17 protein-coding genes are annotated in these 18,873 nt (G+C 72.2%); 9 read left to right on the forward strand and 8 right to left on the reverse strand.

Features of this window, described 5'->3' with window-relative positions; translation table 11 throughout:
• A partial coding sequence (locus C1I97_RS06120) for an Lhr family ATP-dependent helicase (RefSeq protein ID WP_111002199.1) occupies nt 1-4,026 on the reverse strand: 4,026 nt, incomplete at its 3' end.
• A 110-nt stretch (nt 4,027-4,136) separates the two neighbouring features.
• Between C1I97_RS06120 and C1I97_RS06125 the strand changes: the two genes are divergently transcribed.
• The 7 genes from C1I97_RS06125 (at nt 4,137) to recX (ending at nt 9,794) form a co-directional block, all read left to right on the forward strand.
• Complete coding sequence (locus C1I97_RS06125) at nt 4,137-5,129, forward strand: AraC family transcriptional regulator (protein ID WP_258382441.1); 993 nt, start codon at nt 4,137-4,139, stop codon at nt 5,127-5,129.
• Complete coding sequence (locus C1I97_RS06130; RefSeq protein WP_258382442.1) at nt 5,030-5,749, forward strand: AzlC family ABC transporter permease; 720 nt, start codon at nt 5,030-5,032, stop codon at nt 5,747-5,749. The genes C1I97_RS06125 and C1I97_RS06130 overlap by 100 nt, the downstream gene beginning before the upstream one ends.
• Nucleotides 5,746-6,054: an AzlD domain-containing protein gene (locus C1I97_RS06135; protein WP_111002201.1), complete on the forward strand. Its 309-nt coding sequence runs from the start codon at nt 5,746-5,748 to the stop codon at nt 6,052-6,054. The genes C1I97_RS06130 and C1I97_RS06135 overlap by 4 nt, the downstream gene beginning before the upstream one ends.
• 78 nt (nt 6,055-6,132) lie before the next feature.
• Nucleotides 6,133-6,327, forward strand: a complete 195-nt coding sequence (locus C1I97_RS06140) for a DUF3046 domain-containing protein (protein WP_111002202.1) — start codon at nt 6,133-6,135, stop codon at nt 6,325-6,327.
• 60 nt (nt 6,328-6,387) lie between these two features.
• Entirely contained in the window at nt 6,388-7,656 is a 1,269-nt protein-coding gene (locus C1I97_RS06145; RefSeq protein ID WP_441349086.1) for an AI-2E family transporter, read from the forward strand.
• 186 nt (nt 7,657-7,842) lie between these two features.
• A complete protein-coding gene (gene recA, locus C1I97_RS06150; protein ID WP_111002204.1) occupies nt 7,843-8,970 on the forward strand; it encodes a recombinase RecA in 1,128 nt (375 codons plus the stop codon).
• 2 nt (nt 8,971-8,972) lie between these two features.
• Nucleotides 8,973-9,794 (forward strand): recombination regulator RecX, encoded by an 822-nt coding sequence (gene recX, locus C1I97_RS06155; RefSeq protein WP_111002205.1) that lies wholly within the window; start codon nt 8,973-8,975, stop codon nt 9,792-9,794.
• A gap of 25 nt (nt 9,795-9,819) precedes the next feature.
• Here the strand turns inward: recX and C1I97_RS06160 are convergent, their stop codons facing one another.
• The 6 genes from C1I97_RS06160 to C1I97_RS06185 all read right to left on the reverse strand — a co-directional run bounded on the left by C1I97_RS06160 (nt 9,820) and on the right by C1I97_RS06185 (nt 15,469).
• On the reverse strand, nt 9,820-10,218 hold the full coding sequence (locus C1I97_RS06160) for a rhodanese-like domain-containing protein (RefSeq protein ID WP_181446590.1): 399 nt from the start codon (nt 10,216-10,218) through the stop codon (nt 9,820-9,822).
• 121 nt (nt 10,219-10,339) lie between these two features.
• The gene (locus tag C1I97_RS06165) at nt 10,340-11,941 is read right to left on the reverse strand and encodes an FAD-dependent monooxygenase (RefSeq protein ID WP_111002206.1); all 1,602 of its coding nucleotides are present in this window, start codon (nt 11,939-11,941) and stop codon (nt 10,340-10,342) included.
• Between the two features lie 188 nt (nt 11,942-12,129).
• The gene (locus tag C1I97_RS06170) at nt 12,130-13,014 is read right to left on the reverse strand and encodes an amino acid ABC transporter permease (protein ID WP_111002207.1); all 885 of its coding nucleotides are present in this window, start codon (nt 13,012-13,014) and stop codon (nt 12,130-12,132) included.
• Nucleotides 13,011-13,676: an amino acid ABC transporter permease gene (locus tag C1I97_RS06175; protein ID WP_111002208.1), complete on the reverse strand. Its 666-nt coding sequence runs from the start codon at nt 13,674-13,676 to the stop codon at nt 13,011-13,013. Before C1I97_RS06175 ends, C1I97_RS06170 begins: the two co-directional genes overlap by 4 nt.
• Nucleotides 13,677-13,752: 76 nt before the next feature.
• Complete coding sequence (locus tag C1I97_RS06180; RefSeq protein WP_111002209.1) at nt 13,753-14,592, reverse strand: glutamate ABC transporter substrate-binding protein; 840 nt, start codon at nt 14,590-14,592, stop codon at nt 13,753-13,755.
• A 100-nt stretch (nt 14,593-14,692) separates the two neighbouring features.
• Nucleotides 14,693-15,469, reverse strand: a complete 777-nt coding sequence (locus tag C1I97_RS06185; protein ID WP_111002210.1) for an amino acid ABC transporter ATP-binding protein — start codon at nt 15,467-15,469, stop codon at nt 14,693-14,695.
• Between the two features lie 281 nt (nt 15,470-15,750).
• Between C1I97_RS06185 and C1I97_RS06190 the strand changes: the two genes are divergently transcribed.
• Nucleotides 15,751-16,437, forward strand: coding sequence for a response regulator transcription factor (locus C1I97_RS06190; protein WP_111002211.1), 687 nt, complete (start codon nt 15,751-15,753; stop codon nt 16,435-16,437).
• A gap of 9 nt (nt 16,438-16,446) precedes the next feature.
• Nucleotides 16,447-17,874 carry a sensor histidine kinase gene (locus tag C1I97_RS06195; RefSeq protein ID WP_111002212.1) on the forward strand — a complete coding sequence of 476 codons (1,428 nt, stop codon included), beginning with the start codon at nt 16,447-16,449 and terminating at the stop codon, nt 17,872-17,874.
• Here C1I97_RS06195 and C1I97_RS06200 read toward each other — a convergent pair.
• Nucleotides 17,853-18,848, reverse strand: a complete 996-nt coding sequence (locus tag C1I97_RS06200; RefSeq protein ID WP_111002213.1) for a TAXI family TRAP transporter solute-binding subunit — start codon at nt 18,846-18,848, stop codon at nt 17,853-17,855. The genes C1I97_RS06195 and C1I97_RS06200 overlap by 22 nt on opposite strands.
• Between the last annotated feature and the right edge of the window lie 25 nt (nt 18,849-18,873).

Consider the following 18,873-nt stretch of genomic DNA (forward strand, 5'->3'; position numbering starts at 1 on the left):
GCTCACCAACGACACGCTCGGGCCGCTGCGGGAGGCGGGTCGGGCGGCGGCCGTCAGGGAGCCGTAACGCCCGCGTGGGACCGCGCGCTTGGCCCGGTGGGCCGTGGAACCGGCGGTGCGGCCCGAGCCGAGCAGGGAACGCATCGGCCCGAGCGTGTCGTTGGTGAGCCGTCCGGACCAGGTCAGGTCCCAGACCGCGTCGGCCAGTTGGGGACCCGTGGCTTCGGGGTGGGTGGTCGCGCGGACCTGGTCGGCGATCTGACGGAAGAACAGGCCGTAGCCGCCGGAGAGTGCGTCCAGGACGGACTGGTGCAGGGCGGCCGGCTCCAGGGGGTGCGGTGGCGGCAGGAGCAGCGGGGCCGTGTCCGCCAGGTACAGGGAGACCCAGCCGTCCTTTCCGGGCAGCGCGCCCGCGCCCGCCCACACCACCTCGCCGGCGGCGGTGAGTTCGTCGAGCATCGACGGCGTGTAGTCCGCCACGCGGGACGGCAGGACCAGCTTCTCCAGCGCGGAGGCGGGCACGGACGCGCCCTGCAACTGCTCGACGGCGCGCACCAGTCCGTCGATGCCGCGCAGGCCGTGCCCCTTGCCGATGTGCTGCCACCGGGGCAGGAACTGGGCCAGCGCGGCCGGCGGCACCGGCTCCAGCTCGTGCCGCAGCGCGGCCAGCGAGCGGCGGCGCAGCCGGCGCAGCACGGCCGCGTCGCACCACTCCTGTCCGATGCCCGCCGGGTGGAACTCGCCCTGGACGACACGGCCGCCCGCCGCGAGCCGCTGCAGCGCGCCCTCGACGACCGCCGTGCCCAGGCCGAAGCGGACCGCGGCCGTCGCCGACGTGAACGGGCCGTGAGTGCGGGCGTAGCGCGCGAGGAGGTCGCCCAGCGGGTCCTTCACCGGCTCGGTGAACGCCTCCGGGACACCCACCGGCAGGGCGGTGCCGAGCGCGTCGCGCAGCCGGCCGGCGTCCTCGATCGTGGCCCAGTGGTCGGCCCCGGCGATCCGGACCCGGATGGCCCGGCGGGCCCCGGCCAGCTCCCGCGCCCAGCCCGGTTCGGCACCCCGCTCGGTCAGTTCGGCGTCGGTGAGCGGACCGAGCAGCCGCAGGACGTCGGCGACGCCCTCGACGCCCTTGACGCGGCGGTCCTCGGTCAGCCACTGCAGCTCCCGCTCCAGCTCCACCAGCACCTCGGCGTCGAGCAGTTCGCGCAGCTCCGCCTGGCCCAGCAACTCGGCCAGCAGCCGCGAGTCCAGCGACAGCGCGGCGGCGCGGCGCTCGGCGAGAGGCGAGTCCCCCTCGTACAGGAACTGGGCGACGTACCCGAACAGCAGCGAGCGCGCGAAGGGCGACGGCTCGGGGGTGGTGACCTCGACCAGACGCACCTTGCGGGACTCGATGTCACCCATCAGCTCGGCCAGGCCAGGGACGTCGAAGACGTCCTGGAGGCATTCGCGGACCGCCTCCAGAACGATCGGGAACGAGCCGAACTCGCTGGCCACCTGGAGCAGTTGGGCAGCGCGCTGACGCTGCTGCCACAGCGGGGTGCGCTTGCCCGGGTTGCGGCGCGGCAGCAGCAGGGCGCGGGCGGCGCACTCGCGGAAGCGGGACGCGAACAGGGCCGAGCCGCCGACCTGGTCGGTGACGATCCGGTCGACCTCGCCCTTGTCGAAGGTGACGTCCGCCGCGCCGACGGGCGCCTGCTCGGCGTCGTACTCCAGGCCGGCCTTCATGGGCTCCTGGTCGAGCAGGTCCAGGCCCATCAGGCCGGCGTCGGGCAGGCGCAGCACGATGCCGTCGTCGGCGTGCATGACCTGCGCGTCCATGCCGTACCGCTCGGACAGGCGGGCGCCGAGCGCCAGCGCCCACGGGGCGTGCACCTGGGCACCGAAGGGAGAGTGCACCACGACCCGCCAGTCGCCCAGCTCGTCGCGGAAGCGCTCCACGACGATCGTCCGGTCGTCGGGGACGTGACCGCAGGCCTCGCGCTGCTCGTCCAGGTACGACAGGACGTTGTCCGCGGCCCACGCGTCGAGACCGGCCGCCAGGAGCCTGAGCCGGGCGTCCTCCCAGGACAGGGAGCCGACCTCGCGCAGGAACGCGCCCACCGCGCGGCCCAGCTCCAGCGGACGGCCCAGCTGGTCGCCCTTCCAGAACGGCAGCCGGCCCGGCACACCCGGCGCGGGGGAGACCAGGACCCGGTCACGGGTGATGTCCTCGATGCGCCAGGAGCTCGTGCCGAGCGTGAAGACGTCGCCGACCCGGGACTCGTAGACCATCTCCTCGTCCAGCTCGCCGACCCGGCCGCCGCCCTTCTTGGGGTCCGAGCCGGCGAGGAAGACCCCGAACAGACCGCGGTCGGGGATCGTGCCCCCGGAGGTCACGGCGAGGCGCTGCGCGCCGGGGCGGCCGGTGACCGTGCCCGCCACGCGGTCCCACACCACGCGCGGGCGCAGCTCCGCGAACGCGTCGGACGGGTAGCGCCCGGCGAGCATGTCGAGGACGGCCGTGAACGCCGACTCCGGCAGCGAGGCGAACGGCGCCGCCCGGCGGACCAGGGCGAGCAGGTCGTCGGCCTGCCAGGTGTCCATCGCCACCATCGCCACCAACTGCTGGGCGAGGACGTCCAGTGGGTTGGCGGGCACCCTCAGGGACTCGATGGCGCCCGAGCGCATCCGCTCGGTGACCACCGCGGCCTGCACCAGGTCGCCGCGGTACTTGGGGAAGACCACGCCGGTGGAGACCGCGCCGACCTGGTGCCCCGCGCGGCCGACGCGCTGCAGCCCGGAGGCCACGGACGGCGGGGACTCCACCTGGACGACGAGGTCCACGGCGCCCATGTCGATGCCCAGCTCCAGGCTGGAGGTGGCGACCACCGCCGGGAGCCGGCCCGCCTTGAGGTCCTCCTCGACCAGGGCACGCTGTTCCTTGGAGACCGAGCCGTGGTGGGCGCGCGCGATGACCGGAGGCGCGCCGTGCGCGGCGCCCGAGCCGCCCATCAGCTCGGCCGGGGAGTGGTGCTCGTCCAGGGACTGGCCGGTCGCCCGCTCGTAGGCGATCTCGTTGAGCCGGTTGCACAGGCGCTCGGCGAGCCGCCGGGAGTTGGCGAACACGATCGTCGAGCGGTGGGCCTGGACCAGGTCGGTGATCCGCTCCTCGACGTGCGGCCAGATCGACGGCCGCTCCGCTCTGCCGCCGCCGTCGGCGTCGGTGACCGAGGAGCCTCCCTCCCGTCGCCCGCCACCACTCTTATAAGGACGCGCTTCGCGCGGCTCGCCTGGATTGCCCAGGTCCTCCACCGGGACCACCACCGACAGGTCGAACTCCTTGCCGGACTCCGGCTGGACGATCTCCACCCTGCGGTGCGGCGACAGGTAGCGGGCGATCTCGTCGACGGGGCGGACGGTCGCGGACAGCCCGATACGGCGGGCGGGCCTGGGCAGCAGCTCGTCCAGGCGCTCCAGGGACAGCGCCAGGTGCGCGCCGCGCTTGGTGCCGGCGACCGCGTGCACCTCGTCCAGGATCACCGTCTCCACGCCGGTCAGCGCGTCACGCGCGGCCGACGTCAGCATCAGGAACAGCGACTCGGGAGTGGTGATCAGGATGTCCGGCGGGCGGGTGGACAGGGCGCGGCGCTCGGCGGCCGGGGTGTCGCCGGAGCGGATGCCGACCTTCACCTCCGGCTCGGGCAGGCCCAGGCGGACGGACTCCTGGCGGATGCCGGTCAGCGGGCTGCGCAGGTTGCGCTCCACGTCGACGGCGAGGGCCTTGAGCGGGGAGACGTACAGCACCCGGCAGCGCTTCTTCGGGTCGGCCGGCGGCGGGGCGGAGGCCAGCTGGTCCAGGGCGGAGAGGAAGGCGGCCAGGGTCTTGCCGGAACCGGTCGGGGCGACCACCAGCACGTCCGAGCCCTGGCCGATGGCCTGCCACGCGCCCGCCTGGGCGGCGGTGGGCGCGGAGAAGGCCCCCGTGAACCAGCCGCGGGTCGCGGGGGAGAAGCCGTCGAGGGCCCGGTGTGCGTCGCTGACCATGCGTCCATCGTGCACCCGGCCACTGACAATGCTTTCTGACCTGGGCGTACCCCTGGCCCTGTGGCGGCCCCCGCGCTCGCACCGCCGCACCGGCGACGGAGAATCGGGGTATGGCGGGAACGGCTGAGGAGCGGGCGCGGCACTGGCAGTACGAGGAACTGCCCGGTGTCGACCTGCTGCGGGCCCGCTACATCCGCAAGAAATTCGTGCGCCACACGCACGAGCACTTCGTGATCGCCGCCATCGCCGAGGGTGTCGAGGTGTTCCACCACGGCGGGTCCGACCAGTACGCGGGACCGGGGGCGCTCGCGCTGGTCAATCCCGACACGCCGCACACCGGGCGGGCGGGAGTGCCCGAGGGCTGGCGGTACGGCGCGGTGTATCCGGCGCCAGGGCTGGTCGCCGAGATAGCGGGGGAGACGACGGGCATCCGCGGGACGCCGGGGTTCGTCAGCCCGGTGCTCGACGATCCGTACGCCGTCGGGCTGGTGCACCAGGTGCTGCGGGCCGCGGACGAGGGGAACGCGCTGGCGGCCGACACCCTGCTGCGGGTCGCCGTGACCCGGCTGCTCCGGCTCAACGGCGGCGCGCTGCCGCAGCGGGAGGTGCGCACGGCGGGGGCGCGGACCGCGGCACGCGCGCGTGCCGTCCTGGAGGAGCGGATGGCCGAGCCGCCGAGCCTGGAGAAGCTGGCGGCCGACCTCGGCAGCAGCCCGTTCGCGCTGCTGCGGGCCTTCCGGGACGTCTACGGGATGCCGCCGCACACCTGGCTGACCGACGCCCGGGTGCGCCGGGCCAGACGGCTGCTGGACGCGGGCACCACGCCCGCTCGGGCCGCCGTCGCCGTGGGCTTCACCGACCAGTCGCACCTGAGCCGGCACTTCTCCCGGATCGTGGGTGTGCCCCCGGGGGCCTACCAGCGCGAGCGCAAGAACGTACAAGACGCGAGGTCACGGCTCTTCCTACCCTCGACCGCGTGGCAGAACAGACAGCTCTCGCAGACATACGCACCGACGGCGGAGGAAAGCCCGACGCCGCCGTCGTACGGGACGCCCTCGGAGTGGGGGTCGCCGTCGGACTCTCCGGGTTCGCCTTCGGGGTGACCTCGGCGGGCAGCGGGCTCACGGTCCTGCAGACCTGTGTGCTCAGCCTGCTGGTGTTCACCGGTGCCTCCCAGTTCGCCCTGGTGGGGGCGCTGGCGGCCGGAGGCAACCCGTTCACGGCGGCCGCGGGCGCCTTCTTCCTGGGCGTGCGCAACGCCTTCTACGGGCTGCGCCTGTCGCAGCTGCTGGCCCTCCCGCGCGCGGTACGGCCGCTGGCCGCCCAGTGGGTCCTCGACGAGACCACCGCGGTCACACTGGCCCAGCCCACGCGGCGCAGCGCCCGGATCGGCTTCACCGTCACCGGGGTCACCCTGTACGTGCTGTGGAACCTCACCACGCTGCTCGGCGCGCTGGGTGCCGAGGCTCTCGGCGACAGCGACGCGTGGGGCCTGGACGCGGCCGGGCCCGCCGTGTTCCTGGCGCTGCTGGCGCCCATGCTGAAGACCGCCACCGAGCGGGCCGTCGCCGTCCTGGCGGTGCTCCTGGGGCTGGGTCTGCTGCCCGTGCTGCCGGCCGGGGTGCCGGTCCTGGCCGCCGCGCTCGCCGCGCCGGCCGTGCTCTGGCTGAAGGGCCGCCGCGGGAGCGGCACCCGTGACGACGTACGAGAGGAAGACCGTTGAACATCTGGATCGCGGTGGCCATGACCGCTGCCGGCTGCTACGCCGTCAAGCTGGCCGGGCTGCTCGTTCCGGCGGGTGCCCTGGAGCGGCCACTGGTGAAGCGGCTCGCCGCGCTGCTGCCCGTCGCCCTGCTGGCCGCGCTCACCGCCCAGCAGACGTTCGCCGACGGGCACGCGCTCGTGCTGGACGCGCGGGCCGCCGGGCTCGCGGCCGCCGCCGCGGCGCTGCTGCTGCGGGCGCCCTTCCTGGTCGTCGTCGCAGCGGCGGTGGTGGTGACGGCCGGGGTGCGGGCCCTGGCCGGCTGAGCCGGGGGCCCGCCGGCCGGCTCGGCCGTACGCCCTGAGGGCCCCCGGGGTCACCCCCGGGGGCGGGATACTGGGGACATGCGGTTGACGGTCTTCTGGGAGCGGATGGCGGAGCACTTCGGCGCGGGGTACGCCGACACCTTCGCGCGCGACCACGTGATGTCGGAGCTCGGCGGGCGTACGGTGCACGAGGCGCTGGCGTCGGGCTGGGACGCCAAGGACGTGTGGCGTGTGGTCTGCCACGTCATGAACGTTCCGCAGGAGAGGCACTGACCGCTCGCGGAGACCGCGGGCCGGTACCGGCCCGCCGGCGGCATGGGCGAGACTTGCACCGTGGCACCCACTGACGAGTCCGGGCAGACGGCCCAGCACGCACCCCCGTTCGCTACGCCGCCGCTTTCCCGGTCCCCGGTCCAGGGTGCCGCCGGGCCGAGTGCCCGCATGCCCCGCTGGCTGCCACGCGCCATGGTGCTCGCGCTCGGCCTCGTCGCGGTCTTCCAGCTCGGCAGCTGGGCCTTCCACGAGCTGACCGGCCTGCTGCTCAACGTCCTCATCGCGTTCTTCCTGGCCCTGGCCATAGAGCCCGCGGTGAGCCGCATGGCCGCGCTCGGCATGCGGCGGGGCTTCGCGACCTTCCTGGTCTTCCTCGCCCTGATGATCGCGACGGCTGGCTTCGTGATGTTGCTCGGCTCGATGCTCGCCGGGCAGATCATCAAGATGGTCGAGGGCTTCCCGGAGTACCTCGACTCCGTCATCAACTGGGTCAACACCACGTTCCACACCGAGCTCAGACGGGTGGACGTGCAGGAGGGCCTGCTCCACTCCGACTGGCTGCGCAGGTACGCGCAGAACAGCGCCGCGGGCGTGCTCGACGTGTCCGCCCAGGTGCTGGGCGGGCTGTTCCAGCTGCTGACGATCACCCTGTTCTCGTTCTACTTCGCCGCCGACGGGCCGCGGCTGCGCCGCACCCTCTGCTCCGTACTGCCGCCCGCCCGCCAGGCCGAGGTACTGCGTGCGTGGGAGATCGCCGTCGACAAGACCGGCGGTTACCTGTACTCGCGCGGCCTGATGGCGCTCATCTCGGGGATCGCCCACTACGTCCTGCTGCAGGCCCTGGAAGTGCCGTACGCGCCCGTGCTCGGCGTCTGGGTGGGCCTGGTCTCGCAGTTCATCCCCACCATCGGCACCTATCTCGCGGGCGCCCTGCCGATGCTGATCGCCTTCACGGTCGACCCGTGGTACGCGGTGTGGGTGCTGGTCTTCGTCGTGATCTACCAGCAGTTCGAGAACTACGTGCTGCAGCCCAAGCTGACCGCGAAGACCGTCGACATCCATCCCGCGGTCGCCTTCGGGTCGGTCGTCGCCGGCACCGCGCTGCTCGGCGCGGTGGGCGCGCTGATCGCCATCCCCGCGGTCGCCACGCTGCAGGCCTTCCTGGGGGCCTATGTGAAGCGGTACGCCGTCACGGACGACCCCCGTGTCCACGGCCACCGCCGCCGTGTCCCCCGAGGCGCCTGCCCTGGCTTCCGCCTCTGTCTCTGCCTCCGCCGGGGAGCGGACGGGGCGGTAGGCACCGACCGCGTCGGCGCGTGTTCCGCTTGACACCAAAATCGAACATCCATTCTTATGAAGGTTCCGGCGAGCTCAACGCAGGGGATTAAGTCCAGTTTCGGGATGATTGGTCCCGTGGTTGTCCACAGGCCGGACGTGCGTCGGGGCGCGTTGTCAGTGGCAGGCGTTAGCGTCTTTGACGTGAAGCGATCGACTCAAGCAAACCGGGTGGAACCCATGGCAGGAACCGACCGCGAGAAGGCGCTCGACGCCGCGCTCGCACAGATTGAACGGCAATTCGGCAAGGGCGCGGTCATGCGCATGGGCGAGCGGTCGAAGGAGCCCATCGAGGTCATCCCGACCGGGTCGACCGCGCTGGACGTGGCCCTCGGCGTCGGTGGCCTGCCACGCGGCCGTGTCGTCGAGATCTACGGACCGGAGTCCTCCGGCAAGACGACCCTGACCCTGCACGCGGTGGCGAACGCGCAGAAGGCCGGCGGCCAGGTGGCCTTCGTGGACGCGGAGCACGCCCTCGACCCCGAGTACGCGAAGAAGCTCGGCGTCGACATCGACAACCTGATCCTCTCCCAGCCGGACAACGGCGAGCAGGCACTGGAGATCGTGGACATGCTGGTCCGCTCCGGCGCGCTCGACCTCATCGTCATCGACTCCGTCGCCGCGCTCGTCCCGCGCGCGGAGATCGAGGGCGAGATGGGCGACAGCCACGTGGGTCTGCAGGCCCGCCTGATGAGCCAGGCCCTCCGCAAGATCACCAGCGCGCTCAACCAGTCGAAGACCACGGCGATCTTCATCAACCAGCTGCGCGAGAAGATCGGTGTGATGTTCGGCTCCCCGGAGACCACGACCGGCGGCCGCGCGCTGAAGTTCTACGCCTCCGTGCGCATCGACATCCGTCGCATCGAGACGCTGAAGGACGGCACCGAGGCGGTCGGCAACCGCACCCGCTGCAAGGTCGTCAAGAACAAGGTGGCCCCGCCCTTCAAGCAGGCCGAGTTCGACATCCTCTACGGCCAGGGCATCAGCCGCGAGGGCGGCCTGATCGACATGGGCGTGGAGCACGGCTTCGTCCGCAAGGCCGGCGCCTGGTACACGTACGAGGGCGACCAGCTCGGCCAGGGCAAGGAGAACGCGCGCAACTTCCTGAAGGACAACCCCGACCTGGCCAACGAGATCGAGAAGAAGATCAAGGAGAAGCTGGGCGTCGGAGTGCGGCCCGAGGAGCCGGCCGCCGAGCCGGGCGCGGACGCCGCGGTCACCACCGCCACGGACGCCGCCGCCAAGACGGCGCCCGCCACGGCGGCCACCAAGGCCACCAAGCCCAAGGCCGCCGCAGCCAAGAGCTGACCGTGACACGACGAACCGACTGGGCCGGCCACGAGTACGAGTACGCCACCTCCGGCGCCCCGCGGGGGAGGGGCACCGGGGACGCACCCGGCTTCGGTGCGGACCCGGACGGCGTGCCCGGAGACGGCGCGTACGGGGATGACGAGGCAGATGGTGGCCTGCGCCGCGCGGATGGCTCACGCGCGGGTGGTGCACGCCGGGGCGGCTCGCGTGACGGCGGGTCGCACGGTGGACGCGGACGTCGTCGGCGTGGTTTCGGCGAGGCGTCCGCCGAGGACGGGGGCGCCCCCTCCGTGTCGAGGGCTGGGCAGGGGGAGCCTCCGGGGGACCCGGTGGAGCGGGCGCGCGCGATCTGCCTGCGCCTGCTCACCGGGACCCCGCGCACCCGCAAGCAGCTCGCGGACGCCCTGCGCAAGCGGGACATCCCGGACGACGCGGCGCAGGAGGTGCTGTCGCGGTTCGAGGAGGTCGGACTGATCGACGACAGCGCGTTCGCGGACGCCTGGGTGGAGTCCCGGCACCACGGGCGCGGACTGGCCCGGCGCGCGCTCGCCCGGGAGCTGCGGACCAAGGGCGTCGACGCGGCGCTGATCGACGAGGCGGTCGGCCGGCTCGACGCCGAGCAGGAGGAGGCCACCGCGCGCGAGCTCGTCGCCCGCAAGCTGCGCTCCACCCGTGGCCTCGACCGCGACAAACGGCTGCGCCGCCTCGCAGGGATGCTCGCCCGCAAGGGCTACTCCGAGGGCCTGGCCCTGCGCGTGGTCCGACAGGCGCTGGAGGAGGAGGGCGAGGACACGGACTTCCTCGCGGACGAGGGGTTCTGAGCCAGGGACGCCATGACGCCCTGCCCTACGAGACCACCGGCAGCCCCGCCGCCCGCCACGCCTGGAAGCCGCCCACCAGATCGGTCGCCCGGTGCAGCCCCAGCTGGTGCAGGGAGGCGGCCGCCAGACTCGACGCGTAGCCCTCGTTGCAGATGACGACGACGCGCAGGTCGTGACCGGTGGCCTCGGGGACGCGGTGGCTGCCCCGAGGATCCAGCCGCCACTCCAGTTCGTTGCGCTCGATGACCAGGGCACCCGGGATCAGACCGTCGCGGTCGCGCAGCGCGGCGTACCGGATGTCCACCAGCAGGGCCTCGCCGGACCGGGCGGCGCCGTACGCCTCACGGGCCTCGACGCGCTCGTAACCCCGCCGCACCCGCTCCAGCAGCTCGTCGATCCCGGCCGTCGGTCGTTTCTCGCTCACGATGCGGAGTACACCATGCCTTTCTGGTCGGCCGGCGATGCCGGGCGGCCAACCCGCGTAAACCATCCGACCGCACGACGAGACCGCACGACGGGGGCGCGTGCGGTCCGGGCGCCGGAAGTCAGCGGGCGCCCGCCTCGGCCCGCGCTCCGGCGTGTTCCGCGCCGCCCACGGTCGCCTCCGCCGCCGTGTACAGGTCGGCCGGGCGCACCCCGCTCAGCGCGGTGACCAGGTGGCCGTCGGGCCGTACCAGGAGCACGGTGTGGGGAGCGGCGCCCGGATAGCTCTCGGCGACCAGCAGCTCGGCGCGGTGCGGCAGTGCGGTGACCGCGGCGGCCAGCCGGGGCATGATGCCGGCGCTCATCCAGTGCCGGCGCTCCCACACCCCCGTGCCCGGCGCGACCAGCACCACGAGCAGCGCCCCGCGGTCGAGCCGGTCCCTGAGCGACACGAAGGAGCCGTCCTCCGCGGTCACCACCGCGTCGGCGACCGGCGCGCCGACCGGCGTGTCCACGGGCACCTCGCCGTCCAGGCGCGGGGGCGCCAGCGGCGAGTCGGCGTACGACCCCGGCGCGCCCACGGATCCGAGCCCCAGGTGGCCGTCCATGAGCAGGGCGTCGTGGCCGCGTGCCGTTCCGGGGACGTAGGACCGCAGCCCGCCGCCCCCGCGCAGCACCGGCAGCACCTGGTCGGCGGCGCGCAGCCGGGCGGAGACGATCGCGCGCCGCTCGGTCTGGTAGCTGTCCAGCAGGGCCTCGTGCGGGCCGTGGTGCCAGGCCGACGCCAGCTTCCAGGCGAGGTTGTCGGCGTCCCTGAGGCCCTCGTCCAGCCCCTGGGTGCCGAACGCGCCCAGCAGGTGCGCCGCGTCCCCGGCGAGGAAGACCCGCCCGGCGCGCCAGCGGCGGGCCAGCCGGTGGTGGACCGTGTGGACGCCGGTGTCCAGGAGCTCGTACGACGGCGAGGGCTCGCCGGTCCAGCCGGTGAGGGTCTCGCGGATGCGGGCGACCAGCAGTTCGGGCGTGACCAGGTCCTTGCCGGGCGGCAGCAGCCAGTCCAGCCGCCACACGCCGTCCGGGAGCGGGCGGGCGGCGATCTCCCCGGCGAAGGGGCCGGTCGTCCGCCACGGCGGCAGCCGGTGGAGGAACGCTTCACCGGGCCGGGGCAGTTCGGTGCGCACCGCGGCGACGGCGTGCCGCTCGACGGCCGTACGGCCGGGGAAGCGGATGTCCTGGAGCTTGCGCACGGTCGAACGCGGGCCGTCGCAGCCGACGAGGTAACTGCCGCGCCACCACGTGCCCCGGGGGCCGCGGGTGCGGGCGGTGACGCCGGTGGGCTCCTGCTCCAGGGTGTCGAGCCGGCTGTCCACGGCGAGCTCGACCAGCGGTTCGCGGGCGACGGCGGCGCGCAGGGCGCGGGTCAGGACGTGCTGGGCGATGTGCAGCGGGGCGGGGGAGCCCTCGCCGAAGGCGACCTCGCTCATCGCCTGCTTGCGCCGCATGGTCCGCCATCCGGCCCAGTGGAGCCCGGCGCCGCCGAGCTCCACCCCGGCCAGGCGTTCCACGAACGCGGCGGTGTCCTCGCGCAGGACGACCGTGCGCGCGGCACGCGGCGCGTCCTCGCCCGGCCCCTCGTCGAGGACGACGGCCGGCACGTCCTGCCGCGCCAGCGCCAGGGCGAGCGCGAGCCCGACGGGCCCCGCCCCGACAACGATCACCGGGTCCACGACGCGGCGCTCCCTGCCCGCAGCGGTGTCCTGACGGACAGACATGAACAGACGGTTGGAGCAGGGTGCACGATCACAGAACGTATGCAACCCATTGCCGCTGCCTGCGTCAAGCGACGGGGGCAGCGGTGATCACTCCACTGCCCCCGTGTCACATCCGGTGTCACATCCGGCGTACGGATTTTCCGTCAGGCGGAGGTCCCCGCCGACTCGGTGCCTCCCACGGCGGCCGGCGGAAGCACCGCGCCGGTGGACTTCTTCCCGCTCCGCAGCCGCCGCTCCAGCCAGCTCGCGAAGCTCGTGAGGACGAAGTTGAGCAGCACGAAGATCAGGGCCACGATCGTGAAGCTGGCGATGGTGTTCGCGCCGTAGTACGAACTCATCGGGGAGACCGCCGCCAGCAGGTCCGGGAAGGTGAGGATCGCGCCACCGAGCGCGGTGTCCTTCACGATCACCACCAGCTGGCTGACGATCGCCGGCAGCATCGCGGTGACCGCCTGCGGCAGCAGGATCGACGTCATGGTCTGGGCCTTGCGCAGACCGATCGCCTGCGCGGCCTCCGTCTGGCCCTTGGGCAGGGACAGGATGCCCGCGCGGACGATCTCCGCCAGGACCGAGGCGTTGTAGAGCACCAGACCGGTGACGACGGCGTACAACGGGCGGTCGTCCGAGTTGACATTGGTGTACTGGGCGAACAGCGCGAGCCCGAAGATCATCAGGATCAGCACCGGAATGGCGCGGAAGAACTCCACGACCACACCGGCCGGGACACGGATCCAGGCGTGGTCGGAGAGCCGCGCGATGCCGAAGACCGCGCCGAGGGGCAGCGCGATGACCATCGACAGGGCCGCCGCGATCAGCGTGTTCTTCAGACCGGGCAGGATGTACGTGGTCCACGCCTCGGAGCCGGAGAAGAACGGCTTCCACTTCTCCCAGTCCAGCTGCCCCTTGTCGCTCAGGGCCTGGAGCACCCACCACCCGAGGGCCACGGCCGCCAGCAGGAACACGACCGTGTAGAGGACGTTGCGCCGCTTGGCCCGGGGGCCCTGGGCGTCGTACAGCACGGAGCTCATCGCTTCACCGCCACCTTCTTGCCCACCCAGCCGAGGATCAGGCCGGTCGGCAGCGTCAGACACACGAAGCCGAACGCGAAGACCGCGGAGATCAGCAGGAGCTGTGCCTCGTTCTCGATCATTTCCTTCATCAGCAGGGCGGCCTCGGCCACACCGATGGCCGCGGCCACCGTGGTGTTCTTGGTCAGCGCGATCAGTACGTTCGTGAGGGGACCGATGACCGCGCGGAACGCCTGCGGCAGCACCACCAGGGTCAGCACCTGGGTGAAGTTCAGCCCGAGGGCGCGGGCCGCCTCCGCCTGGCCGACCGGCACCGTGTTGATGCCGGAACGGATCGCCTCGCAGACGAACGCCGCGGTATAGGCGACCAGACCGAGGACGGCGAGCCGGAAGTTGAGGGTCTCGAACCTGTGTGCACCGAGGTCGACACCGAGCGTCTGATACAGGCCCAGCGAGGCGAACAGGATGACCACCGTCAGCGGGATGTTCCGCACGATGTTGACGTAGGCGGTGCCGAAGCCGCGCATCAGCGGCACCGGGCCGACGCGCATGGCGGCCAGCACCGTGCCCCAGACCAGGGAGCCGGCGGCCGAGAGCAGGGTGAGCTGCACGGTCACCCAGAAGGCTCCCAGCAGGTCATAGCCTTGAAGAAAGTCGAACACGATCTCCCGCGCTTCCGCGTGTGGTGGGCCCCGGGTGCGCCGCCCAGGCAAGGCGGCGCACCCGGCGGGCGCTGACTCAGCTCTTGATGTCGCCGATCTTCGGCGCCTGCTCGTACTTGTAGTTGGCCGGACCGAAGTTGATCGACACGGCCTTCTCCCACGAACCGTCGGCGACCATCTGCTCAAGGGCCTTGTTGATCTTGTCCTTGAGGTCGCTGCCCTTCTTGACGCCGATGCCGTAGTTCTCGTTGGTCATCTTGAAGCCGCCCAGCTTGAACTTGCCCTTGAACTGGTCCTGGGAGGCGTAACCGGCGAGGATCGAGTCGTCCGTCGTCAGCGCGTCCAGCTGCTTGCTCTGCAGACCGCCCAGACAGGCCGAGTACGTCGGGTAGTTCTGCAGGTCGGCCTTGGGCGCCAGCTTGTCCTTGACGTTCTGCGCGGAGGTCGAGCCGGTCACCGAGCACAGCTTCTTGCTGTTGAGGTCGGCCGGCGACTTGATCGAGTCGTCGTCGGCGCGGATCAGGACGTCCTGGTGGGCCAGCAGGTACGGGCCGGCGAAGTCGACCTTCTTCTCGCGCTCCGCGTTGATCGAGTACGTGGCGGCGATGAAGTCCACGTCACCGCGCTGCAGCATGGTCTCGCGGTCGCCGCTCTTGGACTCCTTCCACTCGATCTGGTCCTCGCTGTAGCCCAGCTTCTTGGCGACGTACTTGGCCACGTCGACGTCGAAGCCGGAGTAGCCCTGCGGGGTCTTCTGGCCGAGGCCCGGCTGGTCGAACTTGATGCCGACGGTGATCTTCTTCTTGCCGCCACCGCCCGACGACCCCTCGTCCTTCTTGTCCGAGCCGCAGGCCGTCGCGGAGACGGCGAGGGCGAGGACGACGGCCGAGGCGGCGGTGACCTTGCGGAGCTTCATGTGGACTTCCTTTGGCTGGTGAGAAGGTGAGAAGCCGTCGGGACGGCGACGGCACGGTGGTGGGGCCGGTGGCGTACGGCGTCACCGGCGGACCGCCGCGTCAGTGGTGCAGGATCTTCGACAGGAAGTCCCTGGCCCGGTCGCTGCGCGGATTGCTGAAGAACTGGTCGGGCGCAGCCTCTTCGACGATCCGGCCGTCGGCCATGAAGACCACCCGGTTTGCAGCCGATCGGGCGAATCCCATCTCGTGGGTGACGACGACCATCGTCATGCCGTCCCGGGCGAGCTGCTGCATGACCTCGAGGACCTCGTTGATCATCTCCGGGTCGAGCGCGGAGGTCGGCTCGTCGAACAGCATGACCTTCGGGTCCATGGCCAGAGCCCGTGCGATGGCCACGCGCTGCTGCTGACCGCCGGAGAGCTGCGCGGGGTACTTGTCGGCCTGCGCGCCCACCCCGACCCGGTCGAGCAGTTCACGGGCCCGCTGCTCGGCCTTCTGCTTGTCCGCGCGACGGACCTTGACCTGGCCGAGCGTCACGTTCTCGAGCACGGTCTTGTGCGCGAAGAGGTTGAACGACTGGAACACCATGCCGACGTCGGCGCGCAGCCGGGCCAGCTCCTTGCCCTCATGGGGCAGCGGCTTCCCGTCGATCGTGATCGTGCCCGAGTCGATGGTCTCCAGGCGGTTGATGGTGCGGCACAGGGTGGACTTGCCGGACCCGGAGGGCCCGATGACCACGACGACCTCGCCGCGGGCGATCGTCAGGTCGATGTCCTGGAGTACGTGCAACGCGCCGAAGTGCTTGTTGACGCTCTTCAGGACGACCAAGTCGTCGGTCGAGGCCACGTCTTCCTTGGCCATCGATACTTCGGTCATCGCTTTCAGGCTCCGTCCTCCTCGGTTTCGGGGGACAGTAGCCACGGACGAGACCCACGTCACCACATCTGAGCGAGATCTGAGCATCACGATCCGGTAGCGGACCGGTACAACTCGTAGCGCGGCCGGCCGGGTGCATACCGGGTGGGTAACGACAGAGGGTGCGCAACCGGAACCCTCTTGACGTCGTCCTTGTCCATCAGACTCACTGCCGTGGTGCACGCGCGCGTGTGCTTTGTACCCGCCAGAACCGTACGGCGCATGAATAGGAGGGGGCCGGGATGAGACTGCTCCTCGTCGAGGACGACAACCACGTCGCCGCTGCCCTGTCCGCGGTCCTGGCGCGGCACGGTTTCGACGTCACGCACGCCCGCAGCGGCGAGGAGGCCCTGCAGGCGCTGGTCCCCGAGGGCGCCGGCTTCGGGGTGGTCCTGCTCGACCTGGGCCTGCCCGACCAGGACGGCTACGAGGTCTGCGGCAAGATCCGCAAGCGCACCAGCACCCCGGTGATCATGGTCACCGCCCGCTCCGACGTCCGCTCCCGCATCCACGGCCTCAACCTCGGCGCCGACGACTACGTGGTGAAGCCCTACGACACCGGCGAGCTGCTCGCCCGCATCCACGCCGTCAGCCGCCGCACCGTCCACGAGGACGCGGCCGGCGCCGGCGGGAGCGCGCTGCGCCTCGGCTCCGTGCACATCGAACTGCCCACCCGGCAGGTCAGCGTCGACGGCACCGTCGTCCAGCTGACCCGCAAGGAGTTCGACCTGCTCGCGCTGCTCGCCCAGCGCCCCGGCGTGGTCTTCCGCCGCGAACAGATCATCAGCGAGGTGTGGCGCACCAGTTGGGAGGGGACCGGACGCACCCTGGAGGTGCACGTCGCCTCGCTGCGCTCCAAACTGCGCAGTCCGGCGCTGATCGAGACCGTACGCGGCGTCGGCTACCGACTCGTCGCCCCGGCCGCCTAGCGGGGACGGGTGCGCACACGTCTCCTGCCGCTGCTCATCGTCCTGATGGCGGCCGTCCTGCTCGCCCTCGGCGTCCCGCTCGCCGTCAGCGTGGCCGGCGCCGAGCAGCAGAAGGTGGTCCTGGACCGGATCGACGACACGGCGCGCTTCGCCGCCCTGGCCCAGTTCGTCGCCGACCGGCCCGCCGGAGCCCTCCGGACGGTCCCGGACGAGCGCCTGGACACCCTCAGCCGTGAACTGGCCAGCTACTACGAGGTCTACGGCATCCGGGCCGGCGTCTACTACCGGTCCGGCACCCCGATGGCCAACGCGCCGGCGGACTGGTTCCTGCCCGGGGCGGGCGAGGTCCGCGACGCCTTCGGGGAGGCGCTGCTGAGCCGGCGCAGCCACGACCCGGAACAGGTCTGGCCCTGGCAGCGGCACCGGCTCGTCGTCGCCTCCCCGGTGATCCGGGACGGTGACGTGGTCGCGGTCGTCGTCACCGACTCGCCGACCGGACAGATGCGGTCCCGCACACTGCACGGCTGGCTGCTCATCGGCGCCGGCGAGAGCGTCGCGATGCTGGTCGCCGTCGCCGCGGCACTGCGGCTGACCGGCTGGGTGCTGAAGCCCGTACGCGTCCTCGACGCCACCACCCACGACATCGCCACCGGGCGGCTGAAGTCCCGGGTGGCGGCGGCCGGCGGGCCGCCGGAACTGCGCCGGCTCGCCCGGTCGTTCAACGAGATGGCGGACAACGTCGAGAACGTGCTGGAGCAGCAGCGCGCCTTCGTCGCCGACGCCTCGCACCAGCTGCGCAACCCGCTGTCCGCGCTGCTGCTCCGCATCGAACTGCTCGCCCTGGAGCTGCCGGAGGGCAACGAGGAGATCGCCTCGGTCCAGGCCGAGGGCAAGCGCCTGGCGCACGTCCTGGACGACCTGCTGGACCTGGCGCTCGCCGAGCACGCGGAGCCGGACCTGCGGCTCATCGACATCGGCGAGCTGACCGCCGAGCGGGTGGCCGCCTGGGCGCCGGCCGCCGAGGCCAAGGGGGTCCGGCTGGCCGGCGACTGCCCGGCCACCACGGCCTGGGCCGACCCGGTGGCGCTCTCCTCCGCGCTGGACGCGGTGATCGACAACGCGGTCAAGTTCACGCCCGGGGGCGAGCGCGTCGACGTACGGGTCTCCTGCGACCGCGACACCTCCACGGTGGTGGTCGCCGACCACGGCCCCGGCCTCACCGACGAGGAACTCGCCCGCGTCGGCGACCGCTTCTGGCGCAGCGGCCGCCACCAGAATGTCAAGGGCTCCGGCCTCGGCCTGTCCATCACGCGCGCGTTGCTCGCGGCGGGCGGCGGCTCCCTCTCCTGCGACCACTACCGCGGCGAGGAGCCGCACGGGCTGAAGGTGACGGTGACCGTGCCGAGGACCGGGCCTCAGGGCTTGACGGAGCGGTAGTAGCGGCGGGCGCCCTCGTGCAGGGCGAGCGGGTCGGTGTAGATGGCGGTGCGCAGGTCGACCAGCTGGGCGGAGTGGACGTGGGCGCCGATGCCGTCGCGGCTCCTGATGACGGTGCGGGTCACCCACTCGGTCAGCCTCGGGTCGACGTCCTTGCGGGTCATCAGCAGGTTGGACACGGCGATCGTCGGCACGGTGTCGTGCTGGACCGTCGGGTAGGCCGACTCGGGCATGTTGGTGGCCCGGTAGTAGCGCGTGGCGCCGCCCTCGGCGTGCAGTTTGGCCACCAGGCCGGCCTCGATCGGCACGAACCGGAACGCGAACTTCCCGGCCAGCCGCCGCAGGCCGTCCGTCGGTAGTCCGCCCGACCAGAAGAACGCGTCGAGCTCGCCCTGCCGCAGCCGGCCCGGCCCGGTGTCGATGCCGTCGCTCATCGACCGGATGTCGGTCTCCGGGTCGATCCCGGCCGCCCTGAGCACCCGCTCGGCGATCAGCCGGACGCCCGACTCCGGCGGCCCTATCGCCACCCGCTTGCCGCGCAGGTCCCGCACGGAGGTCACGCGCGATCCGCCCGGGACCACGAGCTGCACGTAGTCGTCGTAGAGGCGGGCCACACCGCGCAGCCGCGCGGCGCCCGCACCGTGGTTCAGCTCGTACGTCTCCACCGCGTCCGCCGCGGCGATGGTGAAGTCGGCCCGGCCGGTCGCCACGCGCGTGACGTTCTCCTGCGAGCCGTCGCTGGTCAGCAGCCGCACCTCCAGATCGGGCATGTCCTTGGCGAACGCGGTGCGCAGCCGCTCGCCGTACTCCTCGTAGACCCCGCGCCGGGCCCCGGTACTGAAGGTGATCGTCCCGCTCGGCGGCGTGTCACCCAGCGGCAGCAGCCACCACAGCAGCAGCCCGAGGACGACGACACCGACGGCCGTGCCCTGCGGGCCGCGGCGGCCGCCGGTACGGGGGAACACCTTGGACATGCGCGCGATCCTGCCAGCCGGGGCA

The organism is Streptomyces sp. NTH33, assembly GCF_003236365.1.
Taxonomy (GTDB): Bacteria; Actinomycetota; Actinomycetes; order Streptomycetales; family Streptomycetaceae; genus Streptomyces.